This is a genomic window from Arthrobacter sp. zg-Y769 (assembly GCF_020907405.1).
Lineage (GTDB): Bacteria > Actinomycetota > Actinomycetes > Actinomycetales > Micrococcaceae > Arthrobacter_B.
The window spans coordinates 148450-174028 of record NZ_JAJJOE010000007.1; the positions used below are offsets into that span (position 1 = coordinate 148450).

The 25579-nt window shown below is 67.3% G+C and carries 23 protein-coding genes; 22 read left to right on the forward strand and 1 reads right to left on the reverse strand.

Features of this window, described 5'->3' with window-relative positions; translation table 11 throughout:
• The first annotated feature begins 36 nt into the window (after positions 1-36).
• The 9 genes from alaS (at position 37) to nusB (ending at position 9335) form a co-directional block, all read left to right on the forward strand.
• A complete protein-coding gene (gene alaS, locus LOC60_RS06185; RefSeq protein ID WP_230023549.1) occupies positions 37-2730 on the forward strand; it encodes an alanine--tRNA ligase in 2694 nt (897 codons plus the stop codon).
• The gene (gene ruvX, locus LOC60_RS06190) at positions 2687-3304 is read left to right on the forward strand and encodes a Holliday junction resolvase RuvX (protein ID WP_442860383.1); all 618 of its coding nucleotides are present in this window, start codon (positions 2687-2689) and stop codon (positions 3302-3304) included. Before alaS ends, ruvX begins: the two co-directional genes overlap by 44 nt.
• Positions 3301-4515 (forward strand): endolytic transglycosylase MltG, encoded by a 1215-nt coding sequence (gene mltG, locus LOC60_RS06195; protein ID WP_230023561.1) that lies wholly within the window; start codon positions 3301-3303, stop codon positions 4513-4515. The genes ruvX and mltG overlap by 4 nt, the downstream gene beginning before the upstream one ends.
• Complete coding sequence (locus LOC60_RS06200; protein ID WP_230023563.1) at positions 4516-5385, forward strand: shikimate dehydrogenase family protein; 870 nt, start codon at positions 4516-4518, stop codon at positions 5383-5385.
• Positions 5386-5417: 32 nt separating this feature from the next.
• The gene (gene aroC / locus LOC60_RS06205) at positions 5418-6626 is read left to right on the forward strand and encodes a chorismate synthase (RefSeq protein WP_230023566.1); all 1209 of its coding nucleotides are present in this window, start codon (positions 5418-5420) and stop codon (positions 6624-6626) included.
• Complete coding sequence (locus LOC60_RS06210) at positions 6616-7158, forward strand: shikimate kinase (RefSeq protein ID WP_230023567.1); 543 nt, start codon at positions 6616-6618, stop codon at positions 7156-7158. Before aroC ends, LOC60_RS06210 begins: the two co-directional genes overlap by 11 nt.
• On the forward strand, positions 7159-8280 hold the full coding sequence (gene aroB, locus LOC60_RS06215; protein ID WP_230023568.1) for a 3-dehydroquinate synthase: 1122 nt from the start codon (positions 7159-7161) through the stop codon (positions 8278-8280).
• A gap of 84 nt (positions 8281-8364) precedes the next feature.
• Positions 8365-8928 (forward strand): elongation factor P, encoded by a 564-nt coding sequence (gene efp, locus LOC60_RS06220; RefSeq protein ID WP_227911484.1) that lies wholly within the window; start codon positions 8365-8367, stop codon positions 8926-8928.
• A complete protein-coding gene (nusB, locus tag LOC60_RS06225) occupies positions 8925-9335 on the forward strand; it encodes a transcription antitermination factor NusB (protein ID WP_230023569.1) in 411 nt (136 codons plus the stop codon). Before efp ends, nusB begins: the two co-directional genes overlap by 4 nt.
• Positions 9336-9417: 82 nt before the next feature.
• On the opposite strand, the gene LOC60_RS06230 is transcribed toward nusB, so the two are convergent.
• Complete coding sequence (locus LOC60_RS06230; protein WP_230023570.1) at positions 9418-10629, reverse strand: PrsW family intramembrane metalloprotease; 1212 nt, start codon at positions 10627-10629, stop codon at positions 9418-9420.
• Between the two features lie 146 nt (positions 10630-10775).
• Here LOC60_RS06230 and pyrR point away from each other — a divergent pair, with 146 nt between their 5' ends.
• From pyrR to LOC60_RS06295, 13 genes are all read left to right on the forward strand, one after another.
• Positions 10776-11360, forward strand: a complete 585-nt coding sequence (gene pyrR, locus LOC60_RS06235) for a bifunctional pyr operon transcriptional regulator/uracil phosphoribosyltransferase PyrR (RefSeq protein WP_230023571.1) — start codon at positions 10776-10778, stop codon at positions 11358-11360.
• Positions 11357-12352 carry an aspartate carbamoyltransferase catalytic subunit gene (locus LOC60_RS06240; protein WP_230023573.1) on the forward strand — a complete coding sequence of 332 codons (996 nt, stop codon included), beginning with the start codon at positions 11357-11359 and terminating at the stop codon, positions 12350-12352. The genes pyrR and LOC60_RS06240 overlap by 4 nt, the downstream gene beginning before the upstream one ends.
• Positions 12349-13677, forward strand: coding sequence for a dihydroorotase (locus LOC60_RS06245; RefSeq protein ID WP_230023574.1), 1329 nt, complete (start codon positions 12349-12351; stop codon positions 13675-13677). The genes LOC60_RS06240 and LOC60_RS06245 overlap by 4 nt, the downstream gene beginning before the upstream one ends.
• Positions 13677-14192 carry a PH-like domain-containing protein gene (locus LOC60_RS06250; protein ID WP_230023575.1) on the forward strand — a complete coding sequence of 172 codons (516 nt, stop codon included), beginning with the start codon at positions 13677-13679 and terminating at the stop codon, positions 14190-14192. Before LOC60_RS06245 ends, LOC60_RS06250 begins: the two co-directional genes overlap by 1 nt.
• A 38-nt stretch (positions 14193-14230) precedes the next feature.
• Positions 14231-15367, forward strand: coding sequence for a glutamine-hydrolyzing carbamoyl-phosphate synthase small subunit (gene carA / locus LOC60_RS06255; protein WP_230023766.1), 1137 nt, complete (start codon positions 14231-14233; stop codon positions 15365-15367).
• The gene (carB, locus tag LOC60_RS06260; protein WP_230023583.1) at positions 15367-18663 is read left to right on the forward strand and encodes a carbamoyl-phosphate synthase large subunit; all 3297 of its coding nucleotides are present in this window, start codon (positions 15367-15369) and stop codon (positions 18661-18663) included. The genes carA and carB overlap by 1 nt, the downstream gene beginning before the upstream one ends.
• Complete coding sequence (gene pyrF, locus LOC60_RS06265; RefSeq protein WP_331460785.1) at positions 18656-19516, forward strand: orotidine-5'-phosphate decarboxylase; 861 nt, start codon at positions 18656-18658, stop codon at positions 19514-19516. The genes carB and pyrF overlap by 8 nt, the downstream gene beginning before the upstream one ends.
• Before the next feature lie 115 nt (positions 19517-19631).
• On the forward strand, positions 19632-19949 hold the full coding sequence (gene mihF, locus LOC60_RS06270; protein WP_230023586.1) for an integration host factor, actinobacterial type: 318 nt from the start codon (positions 19632-19634) through the stop codon (positions 19947-19949).
• A 37-nt stretch (positions 19950-19986) separates the two neighbouring features.
• Positions 19987-20556 (forward strand): guanylate kinase, encoded by a 570-nt coding sequence (gene gmk, locus LOC60_RS06275; protein WP_230023588.1) that lies wholly within the window; start codon positions 19987-19989, stop codon positions 20554-20556.
• A 26-nt stretch (positions 20557-20582) separates the two neighbouring features.
• A complete protein-coding gene (gene rpoZ / locus LOC60_RS06280; protein WP_230023590.1) occupies positions 20583-20846 on the forward strand; it encodes a DNA-directed RNA polymerase subunit omega in 264 nt (87 codons plus the stop codon).
• Positions 20847-20877: 31 nt separating this feature from the next.
• Entirely contained in the window at positions 20878-22140 is a 1263-nt protein-coding gene (gene coaBC, locus LOC60_RS06285; RefSeq protein WP_230023592.1) for a bifunctional phosphopantothenoylcysteine decarboxylase/phosphopantothenate--cysteine ligase CoaBC, read from the forward strand.
• 56 nt (positions 22141-22196) lie between these two features.
• Complete coding sequence (metK, locus tag LOC60_RS06290; protein WP_230023594.1) at positions 22197-23420, forward strand: methionine adenosyltransferase; 1224 nt, start codon at positions 22197-22199, stop codon at positions 23418-23420.
• Positions 23421-23426: 6 nt separating this feature from the next.
• A complete protein-coding gene (locus LOC60_RS06295; RefSeq protein ID WP_230023595.1) occupies positions 23427-25574 on the forward strand; it encodes a primosomal protein N' in 2148 nt (715 codons plus the stop codon).
• Positions 25575-25579 lie beyond the last annotated feature (5 nt).

Genomic DNA, 25579 nt, shown 5'->3' on the forward strand with positions numbered 1-25579 from the left:
GCTGAATAATCATTACCGGAAGGGTATAGAAGCACCATGAAGTCCCACGAGATTGCACGCCGCTGGCTGGATTACTTCAGCGATAAAGGGCATACGGTGGTGCCCTCGGCGTCACTCGTTTCCAACGATCCCTCGCTGCTGTTCACCGTGGCCGGCATGGTGCCGTTCATCCCCTACCTGACTGCCCGCGAAAAGGCTCCGTACAGCCGCGCGACCAGCGTGCAGAAGTGCATCCGCACCGCGGACATTGAAGAAGTGGGCAAGACCGCCCGCCACGGCACCTTCTTCCAGATGGCCGGCAACTTCTCCTTCGGTGACTACTTCAAGGAAGAAGCCATCACCTACGCCTGGGATCTGCTGACCTCCGACGTCGAGAAGGGCGGCTACGGCCTGGACCCGCAGCGGCTCTGGGTCACCGTCTACGAAGACGGCGACGAGCGCGACGACGAAGCACGCGCCATCTGGCGGGACAAGATCGGCATCCCCAACGAACGCATCATCGGCACCGGCAAGGCCGACAACTACTGGAACACCGGACAGGCCGGCCCCGGCGGCCCCTGCTCCGAGATCTACTACGATCGCGGCCCCGCCTACGGGCAGGAGGGCGGCCCGGCAGTAGACGAGACGCGCTACATCGAGATCTGGAACCTGGTCTTTATGCAGTACCAGCTCTCCGCCGTGCGCTCCAAGACGGACTTCGACGTCGCCGGCGAGCTGCCGCAGAAGAACATCGACACCGGCCTCGGCCTGGAACGCCTCGCCATGATCCTGCAGGGCGTCGAGAACATGTATGAAACGGACCAGGTCCGTCCCGTGCTGGACAAGGCCGCCGAACTTTCCGGCAAGACCTACACCAGCGCCGAAGACCCGTCCGATCCGCACCACACGGACGACGTCCGGATGCGCGTGGTGGGCGACCACATCCGCTCCGCCCTGATGCTGATTTCCGACGGCGTGAGCCCGTCGAACGAAGGCCGCGGCTATGTGCTGCGCCGCCTGATCCGCCGGGCCGTGCGCGCCATGCGCCTGCTCGGGGTGGAAACGGCCGTGCTGCCGGAACTGCTGCCCGTCTCGCGTGACGCAATGAAGGGCACCTACCCCGAGGTCGAAGCCGACTTCGCCCGGATCAGCCGGATTGCCTACGCGGAGGAAAAGGCGTTCCTGCGCACCATCGCCTCCGGCACCGAGCGCCTGGAAGAGGCCGTGAAGGTCTCCAAGGCCGCGGGCGCCCCCCTCAGCGGCGAAGAGGCCTTCGCCCTGCACGACACGTACGGTTTCCCCATCGACCTCACGCTGGAAATGGCGGAGGAAGCGGGACTGAAGGTGGACGAAGCCGGCTTCCGGTCGCTGATGTCCGAGCAGCGCAAGCGCGCCCAGGCCGACGCCCGCGGAAAGAAGCACGGGCACGCCGACATGTCCGTGTTCAACGAACTGCTGGCTGCCGGCTCCACCGTGTTCACGGGCTACGACGAGCTCAAGACCGAATCCAAGGTCCGCGGGATCATCTCCGGGGACTCCCGGGTGGAATACGCCGGCCAGGGTTCGGAAATCTCCCTGGTGCTGGATGAGACGCCGTTCTACGCCGAAGCGGGCGGCCAGGCCGCCGATACCGGCCTGATCACCGGCGACGGGTTCGTCCTCGAGGTGCAGGACGTGCAGCGTCCGGTCAAGGGACTGAGCGTGCACAAGGCGATTGTCCGCGAGGGCGAAATTGCCGCGGGTGCCAGCGTCCTGGCCGCCGTCGATGCCCAGCGCCGCCACGAGGCCGAGCAGGCGCACTCCGGTACGCACATCGTGCATGCCGCCCTGCACCAGATCCTCGGCCCGGAAGCGCTGCAGCGCGGCTCCTTTAACAAGGCCGGCTACCTGCGGTTCGACTTCTCCTGGGGCGAGGGCCTGTCCGATGCTGCGAAGTCCGAGATCGAAGAGGTCTCCAACCTTGCGATCCGCAGCAACTACCAGGTCGAGACCAAAATCATGTCCCTGGCCGAGGCCAAGGCCCTGGGCGCCACCGCCCTGTTCGGCGAAGCCTACGGCGACACGGTGCGGGTCGTGGAGATGAACGGCGACTGGTCCCGGGAACTCTGCGGCGGCACGCACGTCGCGTCGACCTCCCGCATCGGCAGCCTGACGCTGCTGGGGGAGCAGTCCGTGGGCTCCGGCAACCGCCGCGTCGAAGCGTTCGTGGGTATGGACGCCTTCCGCCACCTCGCCGCCGAGCGCGCCCTGGTCAACGAGCTTTCGGAAATGCTCAAGGTTCCGTCGGCCCAGCTGCCGGACCGCCTTGCCGCTACCCTGGCGAAGCTGAAGTCCACGGAGAAGGAACTGGAAAGGCTGCGCCGCGAACAGCTGGCCGCCTCCGCTGCCGCCCTCGTGGGTTCCGCAGTGGACATCGACGGCGTCCGGCTCCTGGCCCACAACGCCGGCGAGGTCGGGGGAGCGGATGACCTGCGCACCCTCGCCCTTGACCTGCGCTCCCGGCTGGGCAGCGAACCCGCCGCCGTGGCCGTGGCCGGTGTGTCCAACAACCGTCCCGTGGTGATTGTGGCCACGAACGAGGGTGCCCGCGGTGCCGGCGTCAAGGCCGGTGCACTCGTCAAGGTTGCCGCCGGTGTGCTCGGCGGCGGCGGCGGCGGCAAGGACGACGTCGCCCAGGGCGGCGGCTCCGACGCCGGCAGGATTCCGGATGCCCTCACGGCCATCCGCGAAGCCGTGGCGGGGCGGGCCTAACTTGGCTCGTCTGCACGGGGTGAAGCTGGGCGTCGACGTCGGCCTGGTTCGGGTCGGCCTCGCAGCCAGCGACCCCGACGGCGTCCTGGCCATGCCGGTCAGGACGCTGAAGCGGGACGCGAAGAAGAACAGCGACATCCGTGTGGTGGTTCGTGAAGCTGCGGAGCGGGGGGCCGTGGAAATATTTGTCGGCCTGCCCCGCAGCCTGGGCGGCGGCGAAACGGCCTCCACGCAGATGGCGCGCGACTACGCGCAGACACTGGTCCGGGCCCTGGCGGATGCCGGGCAGGACCAGCAGGTGCGGCTGGTGGACGAACGCCTGACTACCGTTTCCGCGCACCGTTCCCTGCGTGAAGCTGGAATGAACAGCCGGAATCACCGTACAGTGGTTGATCAAGCAGCAGCTGTGGCGATTCTGCAGCAGTCTATTGACACACAACGATCCCTGAACAGGGACGTAGGGGAGCTGGTTACACTGCGCCGGCCGCGCCGCGAAAGCGGCGGGGTGCCGGCCCCGACTGAGGAGTTCGAAATTTCGCAGGACATCGAGCGCGAAGGCGGTATCACGCCGTGAGCCACAGATATCCCGAGTACCCGGCCATGGCTGAACCTGACCATTTGCCCGGACAGGGAGGCAGCAACCAACTGCCCGTGGGCCAGTTCTTCGAGGAACCATCGGACCTGCCCAGCCGCAGGAGCCAGCGCCCGAGCCGCGAAAAGCAGCGTCGCCGCCGTCGCCGCACCATCGTGATGATCACCGTACTCGCCGTCTTCGCCGGGGTGATCTTCGGCCTCATCATGTTCCTCCGGGACCTGCTGGGCATGAATGAGATCCAGGATTACGAGGGCGCCGGCAAAGGCACCATAGCCTTTACCGTCGCCGAGGGCGACGGTCCGCTGCTGATTGGCGGCAAGCTTGAAGCCGAAGACATCGTCGCCACTTCCAAGGAATTCATCAACGCCTTCACCGCGCAGTCGGACGGACGGGAAATCCAGCCCGGAACGTATGAGATGAAATACCAGATGTCCTCCTCCGCCGCCGTGGACGCCCTGCTCGGAGACGGCGGCAGCCAGGTGCACTACGCTGCCGTGGCACGCGACCTGCGCCAGAACGAGGTCTTTGAGGTCCTGAACACCTCCACCCGGATCCCGCTGTCGGAGTTCCAGGCCCTGGCCGCGAACCCGCAGCAGTTCGGCCTCCCCGCTGAAGCAGTGAGCCTTGAGGGCTACCTGCACCCGGGCGAATACCGGTTCGACGTCGAAATGGACGCGACGGCGATCATCACCGAGATGGTGGACAACACCTTCGCCCAGCTCGAAGAGGCCGGTATCACCGACCCCGCCGAGCAATACCGGATCCTGACCAAAGCCAGCATCATCCAGGCCGAGGCCGGGGAAGCCGACTACGGTTCCGTTGCCGGTTCCATCGAGAACCGCCTCGGCCCGGACAACAAGGAAACCAACGGGCTGATCCAGTCCGATGCAACGGTGACCTACGGCCTGGGACGCAAGAGCTACGAACTCACCCCCGAGGAAAAGGCCGACAAGTCCAATCCGTACAACACGTACGCCAACCCCGGCCTGCCCGTCGGCCCGATCGGTTCCCCGAGCCGGGAGGCCATTGACGCGGCAGCCAACCCGTCCGATGTCCCGTACTACTACTGGGTCACCGTCAACCTCGACACGGGCGAAACCAAGTTCTCCTCCACCCTGGCCGAGCACGCCAAGTACGTGGAGGAATACCAGAACTGGTGCAGCACACAGAAGCCCGGGCGGTGCGGATAGGTGGATCAGACCCTGCGGCGGGCAGCCGTCCTGGGGCACCCGATCAGCCATTCCCGGTCCCCGCAGCTGCACCGGGCCGCGTACGCCTACCTCGGGTTCGAATGCAGTTACGAGGCAATTGACGTACGCGAAGAGGAGGCCGCGGAATTCGCGGCCTCCGTCCGCGGGCAGGCAGGCTGGACCGGCCTGTCCGTCACCATGCCGCTGAAGGCGGTCATGGTGGAGCAGATGGACGAGGTCCGGCCGCTGGTGCAGGCACTCGGAGTGTTGAACACCGTGACTTTTCGCCGGGAGAACTCCCGCACCCTCCTGGTAGGCCACAACACCGACGTGGCCGGGATTGTCGGTGCGCTGCGGCACGCGGGCATCGGCCTCCGGCCCCGCGCCCTGGTGCTGGGCGCCGGAGGGACCGCATGCGCGGCCGTTGCCGCCCTGGCGCAGTTGGACCCGGCAGGCGTTGAGGTGTGCGCGCGGCGCTTCCCCGAAGCGGCGGCGGGCCGGGCGGGAGTTCTGGAAGCGGGCCTGGCGACGGGTATCGCGGTCCGCCCACGCCCCTGGGCAGAGGCCGCCGCCGCCTGCACGGAAGCCGACGTCGTGATCTCCACACTGCCGCCGCGGGGCGCCGACGGGCTCGCGGACACCATCCCCGGAGTGCGGCCGGGTGCCATCCTCCTGGACGCCGCCTACGACCCGTGGCCAAGCCGGCTCGCCTCCGTCTGGTCCGGGCTGGGCGGAACCGTGGCACCGGGCATTGAGATGCTGCTTTACCAGGCAGTGGAACAGGTGAAGCTTTTCACCGGCGATGCCTTCTTTGACGAACCCGGCGTCACAAACGCCATGTGTGACGCAGCGGGAATACTGCGGCGCTGAACGCCCGCGCCGGGCATGGCAGTATTGAAAGCATGTTGCGTTGGTTGACCGCCGGTGAGTCCCATGGCCCTGCACTGGTTGGAATTGTTGAAGGTGTCCCTGCGGGAGTGGAAGTGGACAGCACCCGCATCTCCGCTGCCCTGGCCCGCCGCCGGCTCGGTTACGGCCGCGGCGCGCGGATGAAATTCGAGCAGGATGCCGTGCGCATCCTCGGTGGAGTCCGCCACGGCCTCACCCAGGGCGGCCCCGTCGCCATTGAGATCGGCAACACCGAGTGGCCCAAATGGGAACAGGTGATGGCCCCGGATCCCGTCGATCCGGCTGTTCTGGGCGATTCCGCGCGGAACGCGCCCCTCACCCGCCCGCGTCCGGGCCATGCCGATTTCACCGGCATGCAGAAATACGGCTTCGACGACGCCCGCCCCGTCCTGGAACGCGCCAGTGCCCGTGAAACCGCCACCCGCGTGGCCCTTGGAGCGGTTGCGTCCGCGTTCCTGAAGCAGCTGGGCATTGAACTGGTCAGCCACACGGTGGGTATTGCCGGTGTGATGGCACCCGGAGACTCGGCGCTGCCGCTGCCCGCCGACGTCGACGCCCTCGACGCCGATCCGATGCGCTGCTTCGACGCCGGAGTCTCGGCGGCCATGGTTGCCGAAGTGGATGCCGCCCACAAGGAAGGCGAAACGCTCGGGGGAGTGGTGGAGGTGCTGGCCTACGGACTGCCGCCCGGACTGGGCAGCTACGTGCACTGGGACCGTCGGCTGGACGCCAGGATCGCCGGTGCCCTGATGGGCATCCAGGCCATCAAGGGCGTGGAAGTGGGGGACGGCTTCCTCACCGCCACCCGCCGCGGCTCCGCTGCCCACGATGAAATCCTGCAGGACGCCCAGGGCCGCGTGGTCCGTTCCGGCAACCGGGCCGGGGGCATCGAAGGCGGCATGAGTATCGGCGAGCTGCTGCGGGTGCGGGCCGCCATGAAACCCATTGCCACCGTGCCGCGGGCGCTGCGCACCGTGGACGTACGCACGTCCGAACCGGCACGCGCCCATCACCAGCGGTCCGATGTCTGTGCGGTCCCCGCTGCCGGAGTGGTTGCCGAAGCCATGGTGGCGCTGGTCCTGGCCGAAGCCGTGATCGAGAAGTTCGGCGGCGATTCGGTGCCGGAAACCGCACGGAACCTGCACGCCTACCTGGCCGCCATCCCGCAGTCGCTGGAATCCGCCGGAACCGATGTCCCTTAGCAGCGGCCGGTCCCGGCTTTCCGACCGGCACCTGGTCCTGATGGGCTTTATGGCCGCCGGGAAGTCGGTGGTGGGGCGCGGGTTCGCCGCCCGCCAGCAGATGCCCTTCCTGGACACGGACGAGGCAGTGGTGGCACGCTACGGCCCCATCGCCGGCCTGTTCAGTGCCTACGGGGAACACTATTTCCGCGAGGTTGAGGCCCGCACAGTCGCCGCCGCACTCGAGGCCCGGGTCCCCACGGTGATCTCGCTGGGCGGGGGCGCCGTGCTGGACTCGGGGACGCAGCAGCTGCTCGGCGGAGCCACTGTAGTGTTTCTGGATACGGACCTTGCCACTGTGCTTCCACGGATCACCCGTGCAGGCCACCGCCCGCTGCTGGCACCGGATCCGGTCCGGCGCTGGCAGGAGCTGGCGGACGTCCGCCGTCCCATATACGAATCCCTGGCCGACATCACCATTGACACCAGGGGATTGACCGTTCCGGCCATCATTGACCGGCTGACTTCCGTCCTCATCAAAGGAGAAGACTAGATGCCCTCCGAATCCACAATCATTCAGGTGACCGGTGCCAACCCCGCAGAGAACTACGACGTCGTCGTAGGCAACGGCCTGCTCGGACGCCTGCCGGAGATGCTCGGTGAGCGGGTGCGCCGCGTCCTGGTCATCCACCCCCGCGCCCTGCGCACCACCGGCGACACCGTCCGGGACGAACTCGCCGCAACGGGGCTGACTGCCGTCACCGCCGAGATCCCGGATGCCGAAGAGGGCAAGCACATCCAGGTGGCCTCCTTCTGCTGGCAGGTCCTGGGCCAGAACGACTTCACCCGGTCCGACGCCATTGTGGCCGTGGGCGGCGGGGCCGTCACCGACCTGGCCGGTTTCGTGGCAGCCACCTGGCTGCGGGGCATCAAGGTAGTGCATATCCCCACGTCCCTGCTGGGCATGGTGGATGCCGCCGTGGGCGGCAAAACCGGCATCAACACCGCCGAAGGCAAGAACCTGGTGGGCGCCTTCCATCCGCCGGCCGGGGTCCTGGCGGACCTGGACGCCCTGGCCACCCTGCCCAAGAATGAACTGCTCAGCGGCATGGCGGAGGTCATCAAGTGCGGCTTTATCGCCGACCCCGCCATCCTGGACCTGGTCGAAGCGAACCCGGAGGCCGTGGCCGACGGCGGCTCCGCCGTCGTACGCGAGCTGGTGGAACGCTCGATCGCGGTGAAGGCCGACATCGTTTCCTCCGACCTGCGCGAGTCCGGCCGGCGGGAATTCCTGAACTACGGACACACCCTGGGCCATTCGATCGAACTGGCCGAACGCTACCAGTGGCGCCACGGCGCGGCGGTGTCCGTGGGCCTGGTCTTCGCCGCGGAACTGGGACGGACGGTGGGCCGCCTGGATGACGCCACCGCGGACCGGCACAAGGAGATCCTGTCCTTGCTGGGGTTGCCGGTGACGTACCGCAAGGACCGCTGGTCCGCCCTGCTGGACGGCATGCGCCGGGACAAGAAATCCCGCGGGGACCTGCTGCGCTTCGTGGTGCTGGACGGGCTGGCGAAACCGTCCATGCTTGAGGTCCCTGACACCTCCCTGCTCTTCGCCGCCTACCAGGAGATTGCTTCCGAGCCGCAGGGCGGAATCCGCCTCAGCCTGTAGGTTCTGCGCGAGCGGGTAGAATAGTCGACGGACTTGAATAAAACGTACTTTGACTAACGACTGACGAACAACGGAAGAGAAACTGTGGCGACGACCAACGACATCAAGAACGGCACCGTGCTGAAGCTTGAAGGCAACCTCTGGAGCATCATCGAGTTCCAGCACGTGAAGCCGGGCAAGGGTGGTGCGTTCGTCCGTACCAAGATGCGCAACGTGACTTCGGGCAAGGTAGTGGACAAGACGTTCAACGCCGGCATCAAGGTTGAGACCGCCACCGTGGACCGCCGCGATTACCAGTACCTGTACCAGGACGGCGAAGACTACGTCTTCATGGACACCTCCGACTTCGACCAGCTCACCGTGCCGGGGAAGATCGTGGGCGACAACGCGAACTTCATGATGGAGTCGATGATGGTCACCATCGCCATCCACGAAGGTTCGCCGCTGTACATCGAACTGCCGCCCTCGGTCACCATGGAAATCACCTACACGGAGCCGGGCCTGCAGGGCGACCGCTCCACCGGCGGCACCAAGCCGGCCACCATCGAGACCGGCTACGAAATCCAGGTGCCCCTGTTCCTGGAGCAGGGCACCAAGGTCAAGGTTGACACCCGCACCGGCGACTACCTGGGACGCGTTAACGAGTGAGTGCACGCAGTAAAGCACGGACCCGGGCACTGGAGGTCCTGTTCGAAGCCGAGCAGCGTTCGGTTTCTGCCTTCGACGCCATCCGGGCCCGCCGCGAAAAGACCGACCAGACCATCAACCCCTACACCATGGACCTGGTGGAAGGCGTGGTTGCGATGCAGGAGCAGATCGATGAGTTCCTGAGCACGTATTCGCAGGGCTGGACGCTTGATCGCATGCCTTCGGTGGACCGCATCATTCTCCGCCTGGGCACGTGGGAACTTCTCTACAACGACGACGTTCCCGACAAGGTGGCCATCAGCGAAGCCGTGGAATTGGCGAAAGCGTTCTCCACGGACGAATCCCCGGCCTTCATCAACGGCCTGCTCGGCCGGCTCCAGGAACTGAAGCCGTCCCTGCTGGCCTAGGCAGAACCCGCGCAGATACGAAAAGACCGGCCCCTCGGGGCCGGTCTTTTCTGCGTTGGGAGCGGTTTGGTCCAGGTGCCGCTTACCGCCGTTGCCCGGCAAGCATGGCGGTCCGGATACCGGTAACCTCGCCCAGCAGGGTCAGTTCGTACTCCATGTTGGCCGGAACATCCCGGCCGGACGCTATCTGCTGCCGGGTCAGTGCCAGGCGCGTGGCACGCCGGATGAACTCCTTCATGGCCGGGGCGGCCCCGGTGGCCCGCGCCCAGACCATTGCCTGGCGCCGGCCGGCACCGGTGGCCAGCATCAGCACTTCGGCCGGTGTGAACCAGCCCGCCCTGGCGTATTCCTGAAGCCGGCGCAGGGTCAGGCGCTGCTCGGCGCGGCGCAGCAGCCACACGCCCGTGACCGCCGCGGCGAAGAACGGGACCTGAAGCAGGAAGTAGAAGAGGAAGAAGTCACCGAACAGCAAGGCCGGTCCGCCGTTCCAGAGCATGTGCCCCAGTATTGCGGGGATCAGGCCGAGCAAGAACGCGGGCAGGATCCATCCGTTGCCGGCGCGCCGCGCCGCGAGGCCCAGGGCGAGCCCGGTGCAGGCGGTGAACAGCACATGCGCAAAGGGCGAGAGCAGGCCGCGGAGGATGAACGTAAACCCGAGCTCGTAGACGGTGTCGGAACCGGCCCCCAGCAGCGCCGAGCCGAAATAGAGGATGTTTTCCGTGAAGGCGAACCCCGCAGCCACCGCGGCGGCAAACACGATGCCGTCCACGGCCCCGTCAAAGATCCGCCGGCGCACCAGCAGCAGCAGGAGGATGCCCAGGCCCTTGGCGATTTCCTCCACTACGGGAGCCTGGACCACCGCGCCCAGCAGGTCTGCGGAGCCGTACGGAACCAATTCCAGCAGGGCAAACGTGAAGTAGGGGCCGACCAGCAGTGCGATGGCCACCGAAACCCCGGCACCCCAGAGGAAGGAGAAAACCAGGCTGCTGCGGGGTTCCGGCTCCCACCGGTCCACCCACCAGATACCCAGCACGCAGATGCCCAGGGGCACCAGGGCGAGGAGCCCGCAGATGATGAAGGCCGGCGGGCCGAGGGTGTCGAGCAGGAACATTCCCACCCAGGCCAGCGCCACGGCGGAGAGCGCAATCAGCACCACGGTGGCCGCCAGGCCCTTGTCCCGGCGGGGAGCGGGAGGGGACCAGAACGCCTGGACGGGTGCGGCGCCGTAGGCAGGACCATAGCCCGGAGGGGCGGGATGCTGCTGCTGGGCGGGGAAGATTCCGGGTGCGCTCATGCGCTGGGCCTGCTCATAGCAGACAGGATAGTTGCACCGCGGCAATTACCGCCGGTCAACGCCTGCAGCGGCGTGCCCTGTGATAGCTTGATCCCGCATTCAACCTTTAAGTTCCGTCCTGTGAGGCGGGGAAGGAGGAAGCGGATATGACGGCCCATGATTCCATTTCCAGCCGTACTGTTTTGTCTTCAGCTGATATTGACCGCGCCCTGACGCGCATTGCCTACGAGATTCTCGAGGCCAACAAGGGCCCGGAGGACCTGGTCCTGATGGGGATTCCGCGCCGCGGCTATCCGTTGGCCCGGCGCCTGGCCGCCAAAATTGCGGCGGCGGCCCCCGGCGTCGACCCCGCTGCCATTACCGGGCAGCTCGATGTCACCATGTTCCGGGACGATCTTGCCCGCAGGCCCACCCGGCCGCCCCATGCCACCCGTGTCCCGGTCACCGGCATCGATGACAAAGTGGTGGTGCTCGTGGACGACGTCCTGTATTCCGGCCGGACCATCCGCTCCGCGCTCGATGCCCTCGTGGACCTCGGCCGGCCCCGCATTGTCCGGCTGGCGGTGCTCGTGGACCGCGGCCACCGCGAGCTGCCCATCAGGGCGGATCACGTGGGCAAGAACCTGCCCACCGCTGCCCGCGAACGGGTCCGTGTGCGGCTGGCCGAAAGCGACAGTGCGGCCACGGGTGAAGCGGCCGCTGACGAAGTGGTCATTGAGGGCCCTGCATGAGGCACCTTTTGTCCACGCTGGACCTCAGCCGGGACGATGCCCTGGCCATCCTGGACACCGCGGAGCAGATGGCGGCCGTGGGGGAGCGGGAAGTCAAGAAGCTTCCCGCTCTGCGCGGGCGCACCGTGGTGAACCTCTTCTTCGAGGACTCCACCCGCACGCGGATCTCCTTCGAAGCGGCGGCCAAACGGCTGTCCGCCGACGTCATTAATTTCTCCGCCAGGGGTTCCTCGGTTTCCAAGGGGGAATCGCTGAAGGACACCGCGCAGACGCTTGCGGCCATGGGGGCCGACGCCGTGGTGATCCGGCACGGTTCCTCCGGAGCTCCGGCCCGGCTGGCCTCCTCCGGCTGGATAAATGCGGCCGTGCTCAACGCCGGAGACGGCACGCACGAGCACCCCACCCAGGCACTGCTGGATGCGTTCACCATGCGCCGGCACTGGGCGCGGCTGCATGGCACGGAATCCACCGGCACGGACCTGGCGGGCATGAAAGTGGTCATTGCCGGGGACGTGCTGCACTCACGGGTTGCCCGCTCGGACCTGTGGCTGCTTCGAACCCTGGGGGCGGAGGTCACCCTGGTGGCCCCGCCGACGCTGCTGCCGTTCGGCGTCGAGAGCTGGCCGTGCACGGTCAGTTACGACCTGGACGAGGCACTGGCTACCCGGCCGGATGCGGTCATGATGCTGCGGGTGCAGGGGGAACGGATGCATTCGGCCTTCTTCCCCTCCGTCCGCGAGTATTCCCGCCGGTGGGGCCTGGACGACGTCCGCCTGGACCGGCTGGACGCGCTGGGCCTGACGGACACCATCATCATGCACCCGGGTCCGGTGAACCGCGGGCTGGAAATTTCCGCCCGTGCGGCTGATTCGCCCCGCTCCACTGTGCTGGACCAGGTCCGCAACGGCGTCTCCGTGCGCATGGCCGCCCTTTACCTGCTGCTCTCCGGAGAGAACAGCACCGAACGTACAGCCGAGGAGCAGCCCCGATGAGCACCACCGGAACCTATCTGATCCGCGGAGCCTCCGTGCTCGGCACCGAACGTGCGGATATCCGCATTGAGGACGGCATCATCACCGCCGTCGGCTCCGGGCTGCCGGTGCCCCGGAACGCCGCCGTGGTCGAGGCGGACGGCCTGATCGCCCTGCCCGGCATGGTGGACCTGCACACGCACCTGCGCGAGCCCGGCCGGGAGGACGCCGAAACCGTGGCGACCGGAACCCGGGCCGCGGCGCTCGGTGGCTTCACCGCTGTGCATGCCATGGCCAACAGCATGCCGGTCGCGGACACTGCAGGCGTGGTGGAACAGGTCCTTAGCCTGGGGGAGCGGGCGGGATGGGTGGACGTGCGTCCCGTAGGGGCCGTCACCGTGGGCCTGGAAGGCAGGCAGCTGGCCGAACTCGGTGCGATGGCCGACTCCCGTGCCCGGGTACGCGTGTTTTCCGACGACGGGAAATGCGTTTCGGACCCCGTGCTGATGCGCCGTGCGTTGGAATACGTGAAGGCGTTCGACGGCGTTATTGCCCAGCACGCGCAGGAACCGCGCCTGACCGAAGACGCGCAGATGAACGAGGGCGAAGTCAGTGCAGTCCTGGGGCTGGCCGGCTGGCCCGCCGTCGCCGAGGAATCCATCATTGCCCGGGACGTCCTGCTGGCACGGCACACGGGATCCCGGCTGCATGTCTGCCATGTTTCGACCGCGGGGTCCGTGGAGATTCTCCGGTGGGCGAAGGAGCGCGGCATCCGGGTCACCGCCGAGGTCACCCCGCACCATCTGCTGCTGACCGACGAACTGGTGCGGACCTTCGATCCGGTCTACAAGGTGAACCCGCCGCTGCGTACCGAAGCCGATGTGCAGGCAGTCCGCCGCGGCCTGGCCGACGGCACCATCGACATTGTCGGCACCGACCACGCCCCGCACCCGAGCGAGCACAAGGAAGGCGAGTGGGCGACGGCGGCGATGGGCATGACCGGCCTGGAGACCGCCCTCTCGGTGGTGCAGCACGCCATGATCGACACGGGGCTGATGGACTGGGCCGGCTTTGCCCGGGTCACCTCGACAACTCCCGCGCTGATCGGCCGGCTACCCGGGCAGGGCAGGCCCGTCGCGGCCGGCGAACCGGCCAACGTCATATTGGTGAACCCGTCTGCGCGAAGAAGGGTCGACCCTTCTAAGATGGCTAGCAAGGGACGCAACAGTCCGTTTGCCGGACTGGAACTGCCCGGTGGAGTCGAAGCGGTTTTCTACGCCGGCCACCCCACCGTCCTGAACGGCAGGCTGAACACGCCCCACCCCGCTGCCGCAAAGGAATCCTGATGGAACTGGTCTTTTTCTTCCTGGGCCTGGCTGCCCTCATTGTCGTCGTCCTGGGCCTGTTTGCCCTGGGCTGGCGCGGCCGGCGACGCCGCCAGCAGGACACACCCCGGCCCGTGCCCCTGCCGGACGAACTGTCCGAGCCGGGCTTCCAGGCCCTGGGCCAGTACGTGGCCACCACCACCGCCGGTGACTGGCTGGACCGCGTGGCCCTCTACGGCCTGGGCGTAAAGTCCAATGCCACCGCCGCCGTCTTCCCCGAAGGCGTGCTGTTTGCCCGTTCCGGTGCCGACGACCTCTGGATCCCGCGCGCGGACCTGCGCAGCGTCCGCCTGGAACGCGGGATGGCCGGAAAATTCGTCGAGAAGGACGGGCTGGTCATTGTGACGTGGCAGCTGGGTCCCAAGCGTGTGGACACCGGCTTCCGCACCCGCTCGGCCGACGACAAGACACCCCTGGTCCGCGCCGTTACCGAACTCCTGCCGGCAACGGACACCCCTAGCGAGGAACAACTGTGACAGTGCACGAAATCATCAATCCCACTCCCGCCGTCCTGATGCTGGAAGACGGCCGCACTTTCCGCGGGCGTGCCTACGGCGCGCAGGGAACGGCCCTTGGCGAGGCAGTGTTCGCCACCGGCATGACCGGGTACCAGGAGACCATTACGGATCCCTCCTATGCCCGCCAGCTGGTGGTCCAGACCGCCCCGCATATCGGCAACACCGGAGTGAACGGCGACGACGCCGAGTCCCGGCGCATCTGGGTGGCCGGGTACATTGTGCGCGACGCGGCCCGCCGCCCCTCCAGCTGGCGCTCCGAGCGCACCTTGGAGGAGCAGCTCGCGGAGCAGGGCGTCGTCGGCATCTCCGGCGTCGACACCCGTGCCGTGACCCGGCACCTGCGTGAGCGCGGGGCGATGAAGGCCGGGATCTTCTCCGGATCCGACGCCGAACGGCCCGATTCCGAGCTCCTCGCCGAGGTCCGTGCCCAGCAGGGGATGGAAGGCTCCCGGCTGGCCGAAGAGGTCAGCGTGGACGAGGCCTACCTGATCGACCCGGCGGACCACGGGTGGGCCGGCGAACCGCTGTTCACCGTTGCAGCCATAGACCTGGGCATCAAGTCCATGACCCCGGTGCGCCTGGCCGAGCGCGGAATCCGCACCTACGTGCTGCCCGCGGCCTCCACCTTCGAGGACATCAAGGCACTGAACGCCGACGGCGTGTTTATGTCCAACGGCCCCGGCGATCCCGCCACCGCCGACGTGCAGGTGGACCTGCTGCGCGAGGTGCTGGATGCCCGCATCCCGTTCTTCGGGATCTGCTTCGGCAACCAGATCCTCGGCCGCGCCCTCGGCTTCGGCACCTACAAGCTGCGCTACGGCCACCGCGGCATCAACCAGCCCGTCATGGACCGGCGGACCGGGAAGGTGGAAATCACCAGCCAGAACCACGGGTTCGCCGTCGACGCCCCGCTGGACGGGCCCGTCACCGCACCCGAGGCCCGCTTCGGGCGGGTGGAGGTCAGCCACGTGAGCCTGAACGACGACGTCGTCGAGGGCCTCGCCTGCCTGGACATCCCGGCTTTCTCGGTCCAGTACCACCCCGAGGCTGCCGCCGGACCGCACGACTCCGCCTACCTCTTCGACCGCTTCGTGGACCTGATGGCCGCCAGCAAGAGCAAGGAAAGCATCTAATGCCCCGCAGAACCGACCTCAAGTCCGTCCTGGTCATCGGCTCCGGCCCGATCGTCATCGGCCAGGCCGCGGAATTCGACTACTCCGGCACGCAGGCCCTGCGGGTGCTCAAGGAGGAGGGCCTGCGGGTCATCCTCGTGAACTCCAACCCGGCCACGATCATGACCGACCCGGAATTCGCCGACGCCACGTACGTAGAGCCGATCACCCCGGAGGTGGTCGAAAAAATCATCGCCAAGGAACGCCCCGACGCCATCCTGCCCACCCTGGGCGGACAGACCGCACTGAACACCGCCATCGCGCTGGATAAGAGCGGCGCGCTGGAAAAGTACAACGTGGAGCTGATCGGGGCAAACATTGCCGCGATCGAACTCGGTGAGGACCGCGAAAAGTTCAAGGGCGTCGTCGAGCGCTGCGGCGCCGAATCCGCGAAGTCGATCATCGTGCACAGCATGGACGAGGCCTTCGCCGCCGCCGAGGAACTGGGCTACCCGATGGTGGTCCGGCCCTCCTTCACCATGGGCGGGCTCGGCTCCGGCCTGGCCTACAACGCCGAGGACCTGCGCCGCATTGCCGGTGCCGGCATCCAGTACAGCCCCACCTCCGAGGTCCTGCTCGAAGAGAGCATCCTCGGCTGGAAGGAATACGAACTGGAGATGATGCGGGATAAGAACGACAACGTGGTTGTTGTCTGTTCCATCGAGAACTTCGACCCGGTGGGCGTGCACACCGGAGACTCCATCACCGTGGCCCCGGCCATGACCCTCACCGACCGTGAGTACCAGAAGCTGCGCAACATCGCGATCGCCGTCATCCGCGAAGTGGGCGTCGACACCGGCGGCTGCAACATCCAGTTCGCCATCGAACCGGACACCGGCCGCGTGGTGGTCATTGAAATGAACCCGCGCGTCTCCCGCTCCTCCGCCCTGGCCTCGAAGGCCACCGGCTTCGCCATCGCCAAGATCGCCACCAAGCTTTCCCTCGGCTACACCCTGGACGAGATTCCGAACGACATCACCAAGAAGACCCCGGCGTCGTTCGAACCCACCCTGGATTACGTGGTGGTGAAGGTTCCGCGGTTCGCGTTCGAGAAGTTCCCTGCCGCGGACCCCACGCTGACCACCACCATGAAATCCGTGGGCGAGGCCATGGCGATCGGCCGCAACTTCACCGAAGCCCTGCAGAAGGCCCTGCGTTCCCTGGAACAGAGGGGCGCCACCCTGTCCTTCGACCCGGTGGATGCCGCCGACGTGCCCGGCTTGATCGAAGCCTCCCGGCGTCCCACCACCGCCCGGCTGCAGCAGGTGCAGCAGGCGCTGCTGGGCGGGGCCTCCATTGAGGAACTCTTCGAAGCCACCGGCATCGACCCCTGGTACCTGGACCAGCTGGTGCTGATCAACGAAACCGCCGAACAGATCCGCCGGGCGCCGTCGGTCAACGAGGACATCCTGCGCCTGGCGAAGCGGCACGGTTTCTCCGATGAGCAGATCGGCGCGCTGACCAACACTCCCGAAGCCGTGGTCCGCGGTGTCCGGCACGCGCTGAACGTGCGGCCGGTCTTCAAGACGGTGGATACCTGCGCCGCCGAATTCGCCGCCTACACCCCGTACCACTACTCCTCCTACGACGAGGAGGACGAGGTGGCCGAGCACGCCAAGCCGTCCATCATCATCCTCGGCTCCGGGCCGAACCGGATCGGGCAGGGCATCGAGTTCGACTACTCCTGCGTCCACGCGACCATGGCCCTGCGCGAAGCCGGCCACGAGACCGTGATGATCAACTGCAACCCGGAAACCGTGTCCACCGACTACGACATCTCCGACCGGCTCTACTTCGAGCCGCTGACCCTGGAGGATGTCCTGGAGGTCATCGCCGCGGAGCAGCGCACCGGCGGTGTCCTGGGTGTCTTCGTCCAGCTCGGCGGGCAGACTCCGCTGAAGCTGGCCCAGGCCCTGGCCGACGCCGGCGTGCCGATCCTGGGCACCTCGCCTGCCGCGATCGACCTGGCCGAACACCGCGGGGCGTTCCAGCAGGTGCTGGATGAGGGCGGGCTGACCGCGCCGAAGAACGGCACCGCTGTGTCCTTCGAGGACGCCAAGCGGGTGGCGGATGAGATCGGCTACCCCGTGCTGGTCCGCCCGTCCTATGTGCTGGGCGGCCGCGGCATGGAAATCGTCTACGACGAAGCGAACCTCTCCCGCTACATCACCAACGCCACCGAGATCACTCCGGACCATCCCGTCCTGGTGGACCGGTTCCTGGAAGACGCCATCGAGATCGATGTCGATGCGCTCTTCGACGGCACCGATCTCTACGTGGGCGGAATCATGGAGCACATTGAGGAGGCCGGCATCCATTCCGGCGACTCCGCCTGTGTGCTGCCGCCCATCACCTTCGGCACCGACGTGATCGACCGGGTCCGCGAGGCCACCCGGGTGATCGCCGCCGGCGTCGGTGTCCGCGGCCTCATCAATATCCAGTTCGCGCTGGCCTCGGACATTCTCTACGTCATCGAAGCCAACCCGCGTGCCTCCCGCACCGTGCCCTTCGTTTCCAAGGCCACCGGCGTCCAGCTGGCCAAGGCCGCGGCCCTGATCGGCACCGGCAGCAGCATTGCCGAGCTGCGGGCGGCCGGGAAGCTGACCGCCGTCGGCGACGGCTCCACCCTGCCGCTGGATGCCCCCGTGGCCGTGAAGGAAGCGGTGCTGCCGTTCAGCCGGTTCCGCACCCCCGAAGGCACCGTGGTGGACTCGCTCCTGGGCCCGGAAATGCGCTCCACCGGCGAGGTCATGGGCATCGACAAGTACTTCGATACCGCCTTCGCCAAGTCGCAGGCCGCCGCGAACAGTGCCCTGCCCACCGCCGGCAAGGTCTTCGTCTCGGTCGCGAACCGGGATAAGCGCTCCATCATCATGCCGGTGAAGCGGATGAGCGATCTTGGCTTCGAAATCCTCTCCACCGGCGGCACGGCCGAGGTGCTGCGCCGCAACGGCATTGCCGCCACGGTGGTGCGCAAGGTCGGCGAAGGCGCGGGACCGAACGGGGAAGGGACCGTCGTGGACCTCATCACCGCGGGTGAAATCAACCTGGTGGTGAACACGCCTTCCGGCGGCCAGGCCCGCGGCGACGGGTACGAGATCCGGGCGGCGGCGACGTCCATCGGCTGCCCGGTGGTCACCACCGTTTCCGAGTTCGGCGCCGCCGTGCAGGCGATCGACGCCATGCGGTCCTACGAATGGGACGTCACCTCCCTGCAGGAACACGCGTCCCGGCTCAAGGCCGCCACCGGTGCCTGACACCGGCCCGGCGGCGCGTCCGGCTTTCGGTACCCGCCTCCGCGCAGCCATGGACCGCCGCGGGCAGCTGTGTGTGGGGATCGATCCGCACCCCGGGCTGCTGGCGGACTGGGGATTGAACGACGACGCCGCCGGGCTGGAGCGGTTCTCGCTCACTGTCCTGGCGGCGGTGGGGGAGCAGGTCTCTGCCGTGAAGCCGCAGGTGGCGTTGTACGAACGGCACGGATCAGCCGGGATCGCGGTCCTGGAACGGCTGCTGGGTGAGTGCGCGGACGCGGGAGTGCTCAGCATTGCCGACGCTAAGCGCGGGGACATCGGCTCCACGATGGCTGCCTATGCCGACGCCTGGCTGCGGGATGGCTCACCGCTGGCGGCCGACGCACTCACGCTTAGTCCGTATCTTGGGTTCGAGTCCCTGCGGCCGGCGCTGGACCTTGCCGCTGCCGCCGGCCGCGGTGTCTTCGTCCTCGCGCTGACCTCGAATCCGGAAGGGGCGGGCGTGCAGCACATGGGCGGTCCGGGCAGCCGCTCCGTGGCTGCCCGGATCGTTGACGCCGCTGCGGCGGAAAACGCCGGGCCGGGGCTGGGTTCCGTGGGACTTGTGGTGGGCGCGACCGTCGGGACCGCCCTCGCGGACCTGGGGATTGACCTCGCGGCCTCCCGTGCCCCGCTGCTCGCCCCGGGACTGGGCGCCCAGGGCGCAACGGCCGCCGACCTGCGCCAAACCTTTGCTGCCGCCTACCCCAATGTCCTGGCCACCTCCAGCCGCGGCATCCTGCGGGCCGGCCCCGATCCGCGGGCGCTGCGCGAGGCAGCGCTTCGGACCCGATCGGAACTGGTATCCGTACGCTAGCCGCGCGGCCCGCCCTGCCCAGCGGCCTCCATTGCAATTGGGCTTCGATTGCGGATAGGTTCGGACCTACCAGCAGAGCCGCTGACAGCGGTGTGTCTTCGTCCGGGAGTGTCTCTTGAACCTCAAGCCTCTGACAGAAGCCGAGCGTACGCGGGCCCGTGAAAAGGCCACTGCGGCCCGGGCCGTCCGTGCCGAGGTGAAGTCACGAATCAAGTCCGGTGATCTCAGCGTGGAAGAAGTCATCCTGTCCCGTTCGGGGGAGGAGGCGGTGGGCCGGCTGAAGGTCATGGACCTGCTGCGCGCCCTGCCTGGTGTCGGGGAGCGTCGCGCAGCTGGAATAATGGCTACGGTAGGTATTGCGCCCACCCGCCGGGTCCGGGGGCTGGGCGTGCATCAGCGCAAGGCGCTGATAGAGCTGCTGGACAGCCATTGAAGTAGCAACGCATCAATAACGAGTGAATGAGGTTTACGTGTCGCAACCGCGGCTGACAGTTCTTGCAGGTCCAACCGCAGTTGGCAAAGGCACTGTATCCACCTATATCCGGGACAACTATCCCGAGGTCTGGCTTTCCGTATCGGCCACCACCCGTGCTCCCCGGCCGGGTGAAGAAGACGGCGTGCATTACTTCTTCGTCAGTAGCGAAGAGTTCGATGCCATGATCGAAGAGGACCAGATGCTCGAGTGGGCAGTGGTCCACGGACGCAACCGGTACGGCACGCTGCGCCGCACCGTGGAAGCAGCCATGGCCGAGGGGCGCAGCGTCCTGCTGGAGATCGATCTGCAGGGCGCCCGGCAGGTCAAGAAGTCCATGCCGGAGGCGAATTTCGTGTTCCTGGCCCCGCCTACGTGGGACGAAATGGTCCGCCGGCTGGTGGGACGCGGAACTGAAACATCCGAAGAGCAGCAGCAACGGCTGGAAACCGCTAAACTGGAACTTGCTGCCGAGTCCGAGTTCGATCACACCGTCATTAATGATGACGTCAAGCGGGCTGCAGCTGAGCTTGTATCACTCATGGGAATCAGTCCGCGCACGCGCTGACAAACCGCGAATCCCGTTCAAGAATTTTGGAGAACCCTGTGTCTGAAGGCATCATCAACCCGCCGATCGACGACCTGCTCGAAGCAGCAGATTCCAAGTACGCGCTGGTCATCTACGGTGCCAAGCGCGCCCGCCAGATCAACGCCTACTACTCCCAGCTGCACGAGGGCCTGTTCGAGTACGTCGGCCCGCTGGTGGAGACCAAGCTGAACGAAAAGCCGCTCTCCATCGCCCTGCGCGAGATCAACGACGGCATGCTCGTGTCGCGTCCGAGCGAGAGCGCCGAGTAAAGCTCAGCAACCACGAGGGGGAGGCGGCAGCGTGCGCATAGTGCTGGGTGTAGGCGGCGGTATCGCCGCCTACAAGGCTGCGTCGCTGCTGCGGCTTTTCACCGAAGCCGGCCACGACGTCTCCGTTGTCCCCACCGAATCCTCCAAGCAGTTCGTCGGGGTGGCTACATGGGAAGCGCTCTCGGGCAACCCCGTTTCCTCCTCCGTCTTTGACGAGGTGGAGAAGGTCAACCACGTGCGGCTGGGCCACGAAGCGGACCTGATCGTAGTCGCACCGGCCACCGCGGACCTGCTGGCCAGGGCTGCAACAGGCCAGGCAAATGACCTGCTGACCAATACCCTGCTGATGGCGCGCGGGCCGGTGGTGTTCGCACCGGCCATGCACACCGAGATGTGGGCCCATCCCGCCACGGCGGCCAACGTCGCCACCCTGCGCAGCCGGGGTGCCGTGGTGCTGGAACCGGGCATCGGACGGCTCACCGGCAAGGACACCGGCCCCGGCCGACTGCCCGAACCGGACGAGATCTTTACCGCCGCGCTGGCTGCCGTCGATACCGCGGACCCGGCAGCCGACAGTCCGGCAGCGGCTCCCGGCGCCTTGGCCGGAACCACCGTCACCATCACTGCCGGGGGCACCCGCGAACCGCTGGATCCGGTACGGTTCCTCGGCAACCGCTCCTCCGGGAAGCAGGGAACCGCGCTGGCGGAAGCGGCCATGGCAGCAGGTGCCCGGGTTCGGCTCATCGCAGCGCACATGGACGTACCGGCGCCTAGCGGCGTCGAACTGGTCCGCGTGGAAACAGCGCTTGAACTGCGTGCCGCCGCCCATGCTGCCTCGGGGGATTCCGACGTCGTGATCATGGCTGCCGCCGTGGCGGATTTCCGCCCGTCCCAGGTGGTGGAGACCAAGATCAAGAAGCGCGACGACGAAGCGGATCCCGTCATCACCCTGGTTAGGAACCCCGACATCCTGCAGGAACTCGTCCGTGCCCGCGACGCCGCCGGGACGGGCACTCCGAAACTCATTGTCGGATTCGCCGCCGAAACCGGTGACGCAACCTCCGACGTGCTTGAATACGGGCGCAAAAAACTTGCCCGGAAGGGCTGCGACCTGCTGGTGCTCAACCGGGTCGGCAAATCACTGGTCTTCGGCCAGGACGACACCGAGGTGAGGATTCTCTCACCGGCGGACTCCGCGGAGGACGCAGGCGAAAGTGCGGCCGGCACTAAAGCCGAGGTCTCGGCACGCATCATCTCGCGGATTTCCGCCGAGCTCGCAACCCGCAGCGCCTGACCGCCCATCCTCTGCACGTGCTTCGATGGTCGGTGCGGCCCGGTAGAGTAAACCCCGTGACTTCTACTTCCTCTCCCGCTAAGCCGCAGTCGAACCTGCGCCTTTTCACCTCGGAATCCGTCACTGAGGGCCACCCGGACAAAATCTGTGACCAGATCAGTGACGCAATCCTCGACGGCCTGCTCAAGGTGGACCCCGAGTCCCGGGTAGCCGTTGAAACCCTGGTGACCACCGGCCTGGTGCATGTCGCCGGGGAAGTAACCACCGAGGGTTACGTCGAAATCCCGCAGTTGGTCCGCGACACCATCCTGGACATCGGCTACGACTCCTCCGCCAACGGGTTCGACGGCGCCCGCTGCGGCGTCTCCGTCTCCATCGGCCAGCAGTCCCCGGAAATCGCTTCCGGCGTGTTCAACTCCCTGGAGAACCGGACCGGGAAAGTCGTGGACCCCTACGACGCCCAGGGCGCGGGGGACCAGGGCATCATGTTCGGCTACGCGAGCGATGAGACTTCGGTGCTGATGCCGACGCCCATCTGGCTGGCCCACCGTCTCTCCGAACGCCTCACCACCGTCCGCAAGGACGGCACCCTTCCGTACCTGCGTCCGGACGGCAAGACCCAGGTCACCGTCGGCTACGACGGCGACCGGCCGGTCTCGGTGGACTCCGTGGTGGTCTCCACGCAGCACGCAGCCGAGCTGGACCTGGAGCAGCTGCGCGCCGACATGGTCGAGTACGTGGTCAATCCGGTACTGGCGGGCACGAACCTGGACATTTCCGATGTCGAGCACATCATCAACCCGGGTGGACCGTTCGTTATCGGCGGGCCCGTGGGCGACGCCGGCCTCACCGGCCGCAAGATCATCGTTGACACGTACGGCGGATTCGCCCGGCACGGCGGCGGTGCCTTCAGCGGCAAGGATCCGAGCAAGGTGGACCGTTCCGCGGCCTACGCCATGCGCTGGGTGGCCAAGAACGTGGTTGCCGCCGGCCTGGCCCGGCGGGCTGAAATCCAGATCGCGTACGCCATCGGCATGGCCCGTCCCGTCGGGATCTACGTCGAGACCTTCGGCACCGAGACGGTGGACCCGGCACGGATTGCCGACGCCATCCAGGAAGTCTTCGACCTGCGTCCGCTGGGTATCATCAACGGCCTGGACCTCAAGCGTCCCATCTACCAGCGGACTGCCGCCCACGGCCACTTCGGCCGTGAGGACGAAGGTTTCACCTGGGAGCGCAAGGACAAGGTCGAGGACCTCCGCAGCTACTTCAACGTGTAGCCGGCCATGCCCGCTGACGACTCCTCAGAGGCCGTGCAGCTTTCCCTGCTGCACGGCTTCACGCCGTCGGCAAAGCCGGCGGGCAAGGCGCAGCCGGCTTCGGCCCTGCCGATTGCCCGCGTGCTGCTTGATTCTCCGCTGCCGCACCTGGACCGTCTCTTTGACTATCTGGTGCCTGCGGACTTCGACGCCGACGCCGTTGCCGGAGCGCGCGTCAAGGTCCGCTTCGGCGGACAGGAACTCCCGGGATTCATCACCGAGCGGGCAGCCGAGGCGGACACCACCGCCCGGCTGATGCCGCTGGGCAAAGTCGTTTCCCCGCAGCCGGTTCTTTCGCCTCAGATCCTGCGTCTGGCCGAGGCAGTTGCCGCCCGGTACGCGGGCACGGTGCACGACGTACTGCGGGTAGCCATTCCGCCGCGTGCCGCCCGCGTGGACAAGGAATTCACCCCCGAAGCACGGGCCGCGGAGGCCGGGGCGGGGGAGGGTGCAGCGGCCGACGCCGTACCCGGACCGGAAGGGGCCGGGGCGAACCCGCTGGCACGGTATCCGCACGGTCCCCGGTTCCTGACCCATCTTGCGGCCGGCCACAGCCCCCGGGCCGTGCTGTCCTCGCTCGGCGGATACGGTCCACAGGACTGGCCGGCCGAAATTGCCGAAGCTGTCCGTTCCACACTGATCTCGGGCCGCGGCGCCGTCGTCGTGGTGCCCGATAACAAGGACCTGGCCCGGCTGCAGTCTGTCCTGACCGCCCGGATTGGAGCGGACGCGTTTGTCCGGCTGACCGCCGAAGACGGACCCACGCCGCGCTACCGCAGTTTCCTGCAGCTGCTGCACGGCGATGTCCGCGTTGCCGTGGGCACCCGCTCGGCCGCGTACGCGCCGGTGCAGGACCTGGGCCTGGCCGTCATTTGGGACGATGCCGACGAACTGCACGCCGAGCAGCGCGCTCCCTATCAGCACGCCCGCGATGTGCTGCTGCTGCGGTCCGAACTGGAAAACGCGGCTCTGCTGCTGGCATCGCATTCGCGTAGCACCGAGGCGCAGCGGCTGGTTGCCAGCGGCTGGGCGGCTGGCATAGCCGCGGAGCGTTCCACCGTCCGGGCACATGCCCCGCGCGTTGTCAGTACTACCGACTCCTTCTCGATGGAACGTGATCCCCTGGCGGCGCGTGCCCGGATACCGCATGCAGCATGGAAGGCCGCCCAAGACGGACTCACGCGGGGCCCCGTGCTGGTCCAGGTGGCCCGGACGGGATTCTCGCCTGCGTTGTCCTGCCAGGAATGCCGGGAACCCGCCCGCTGCCGGAACTGTTCCGGACCGTTGGGGCTGGCGAGCAGGAACGGCATACCCGCCTGCCGCTGGTGCGGGCGTCCGGAGCCGATGTGGCATTGCGGCAACTGCGGCGGAACCCATCTGCGCGGATCCACCGCCGGAGCCGGCCGCACCGCTGAGGAACTCGGCCGTGCCTTCCCCTCCACCACCGTGATCTCTTCCGCCGGAGACCACATCCGGACCGAGATTCCGGACACTCCCGCTCTGGTGGTTGCCACCCCCGGCGCCGAACCCGTGGTTCCGGGCGGCTACGCCGCAGCCATCCTGCTGGACGGCAACGCCATGCTGTCGCGCGAGTCCCTGCGGGCCGGCGAAGACACCCTGCGGCGTTGGTTTACGGCAGCGTCGCTGGTTCGTCCGGCGACCGAGAAGGGCCTAGTGGTAGTCACCGCCGATGATTCGGCAACTGTCGGGCACCTGCTCCGGTGGGATCCGGCGTCGGCGGCGGAACGCGAACTGGAGCTGCGGCGTGAACTGGGCCTGCCTCCTGCCGTGCGGTATGCCGAACTTACCGGCTCCCGGGAGGGCCTCGATGCCTTTATCGCCCGGCTCGGGCTGCCCGAGGGAGTGCGGGCTGTGGGACCGGCGCCGCTCGCGCCGCCCGTTGTTCCGCCGTCGGCCAACGCCCAAACACGCGATGTCCGGTCTCCGGACGGCCAGCTGGGAGGCGCCGGCGGACGCTACCGGACGCTCTTGTTCTTCCCCTACGGGCAGGCACCGGCCATTACCGCGGCACTGCGTTCCACGAAGGCTGCAGCCTCGGCCCGCCGCACCGGAGATCCCGTGTACATACGGGTGGACGGTACTGACGTCCTTTAACGGTC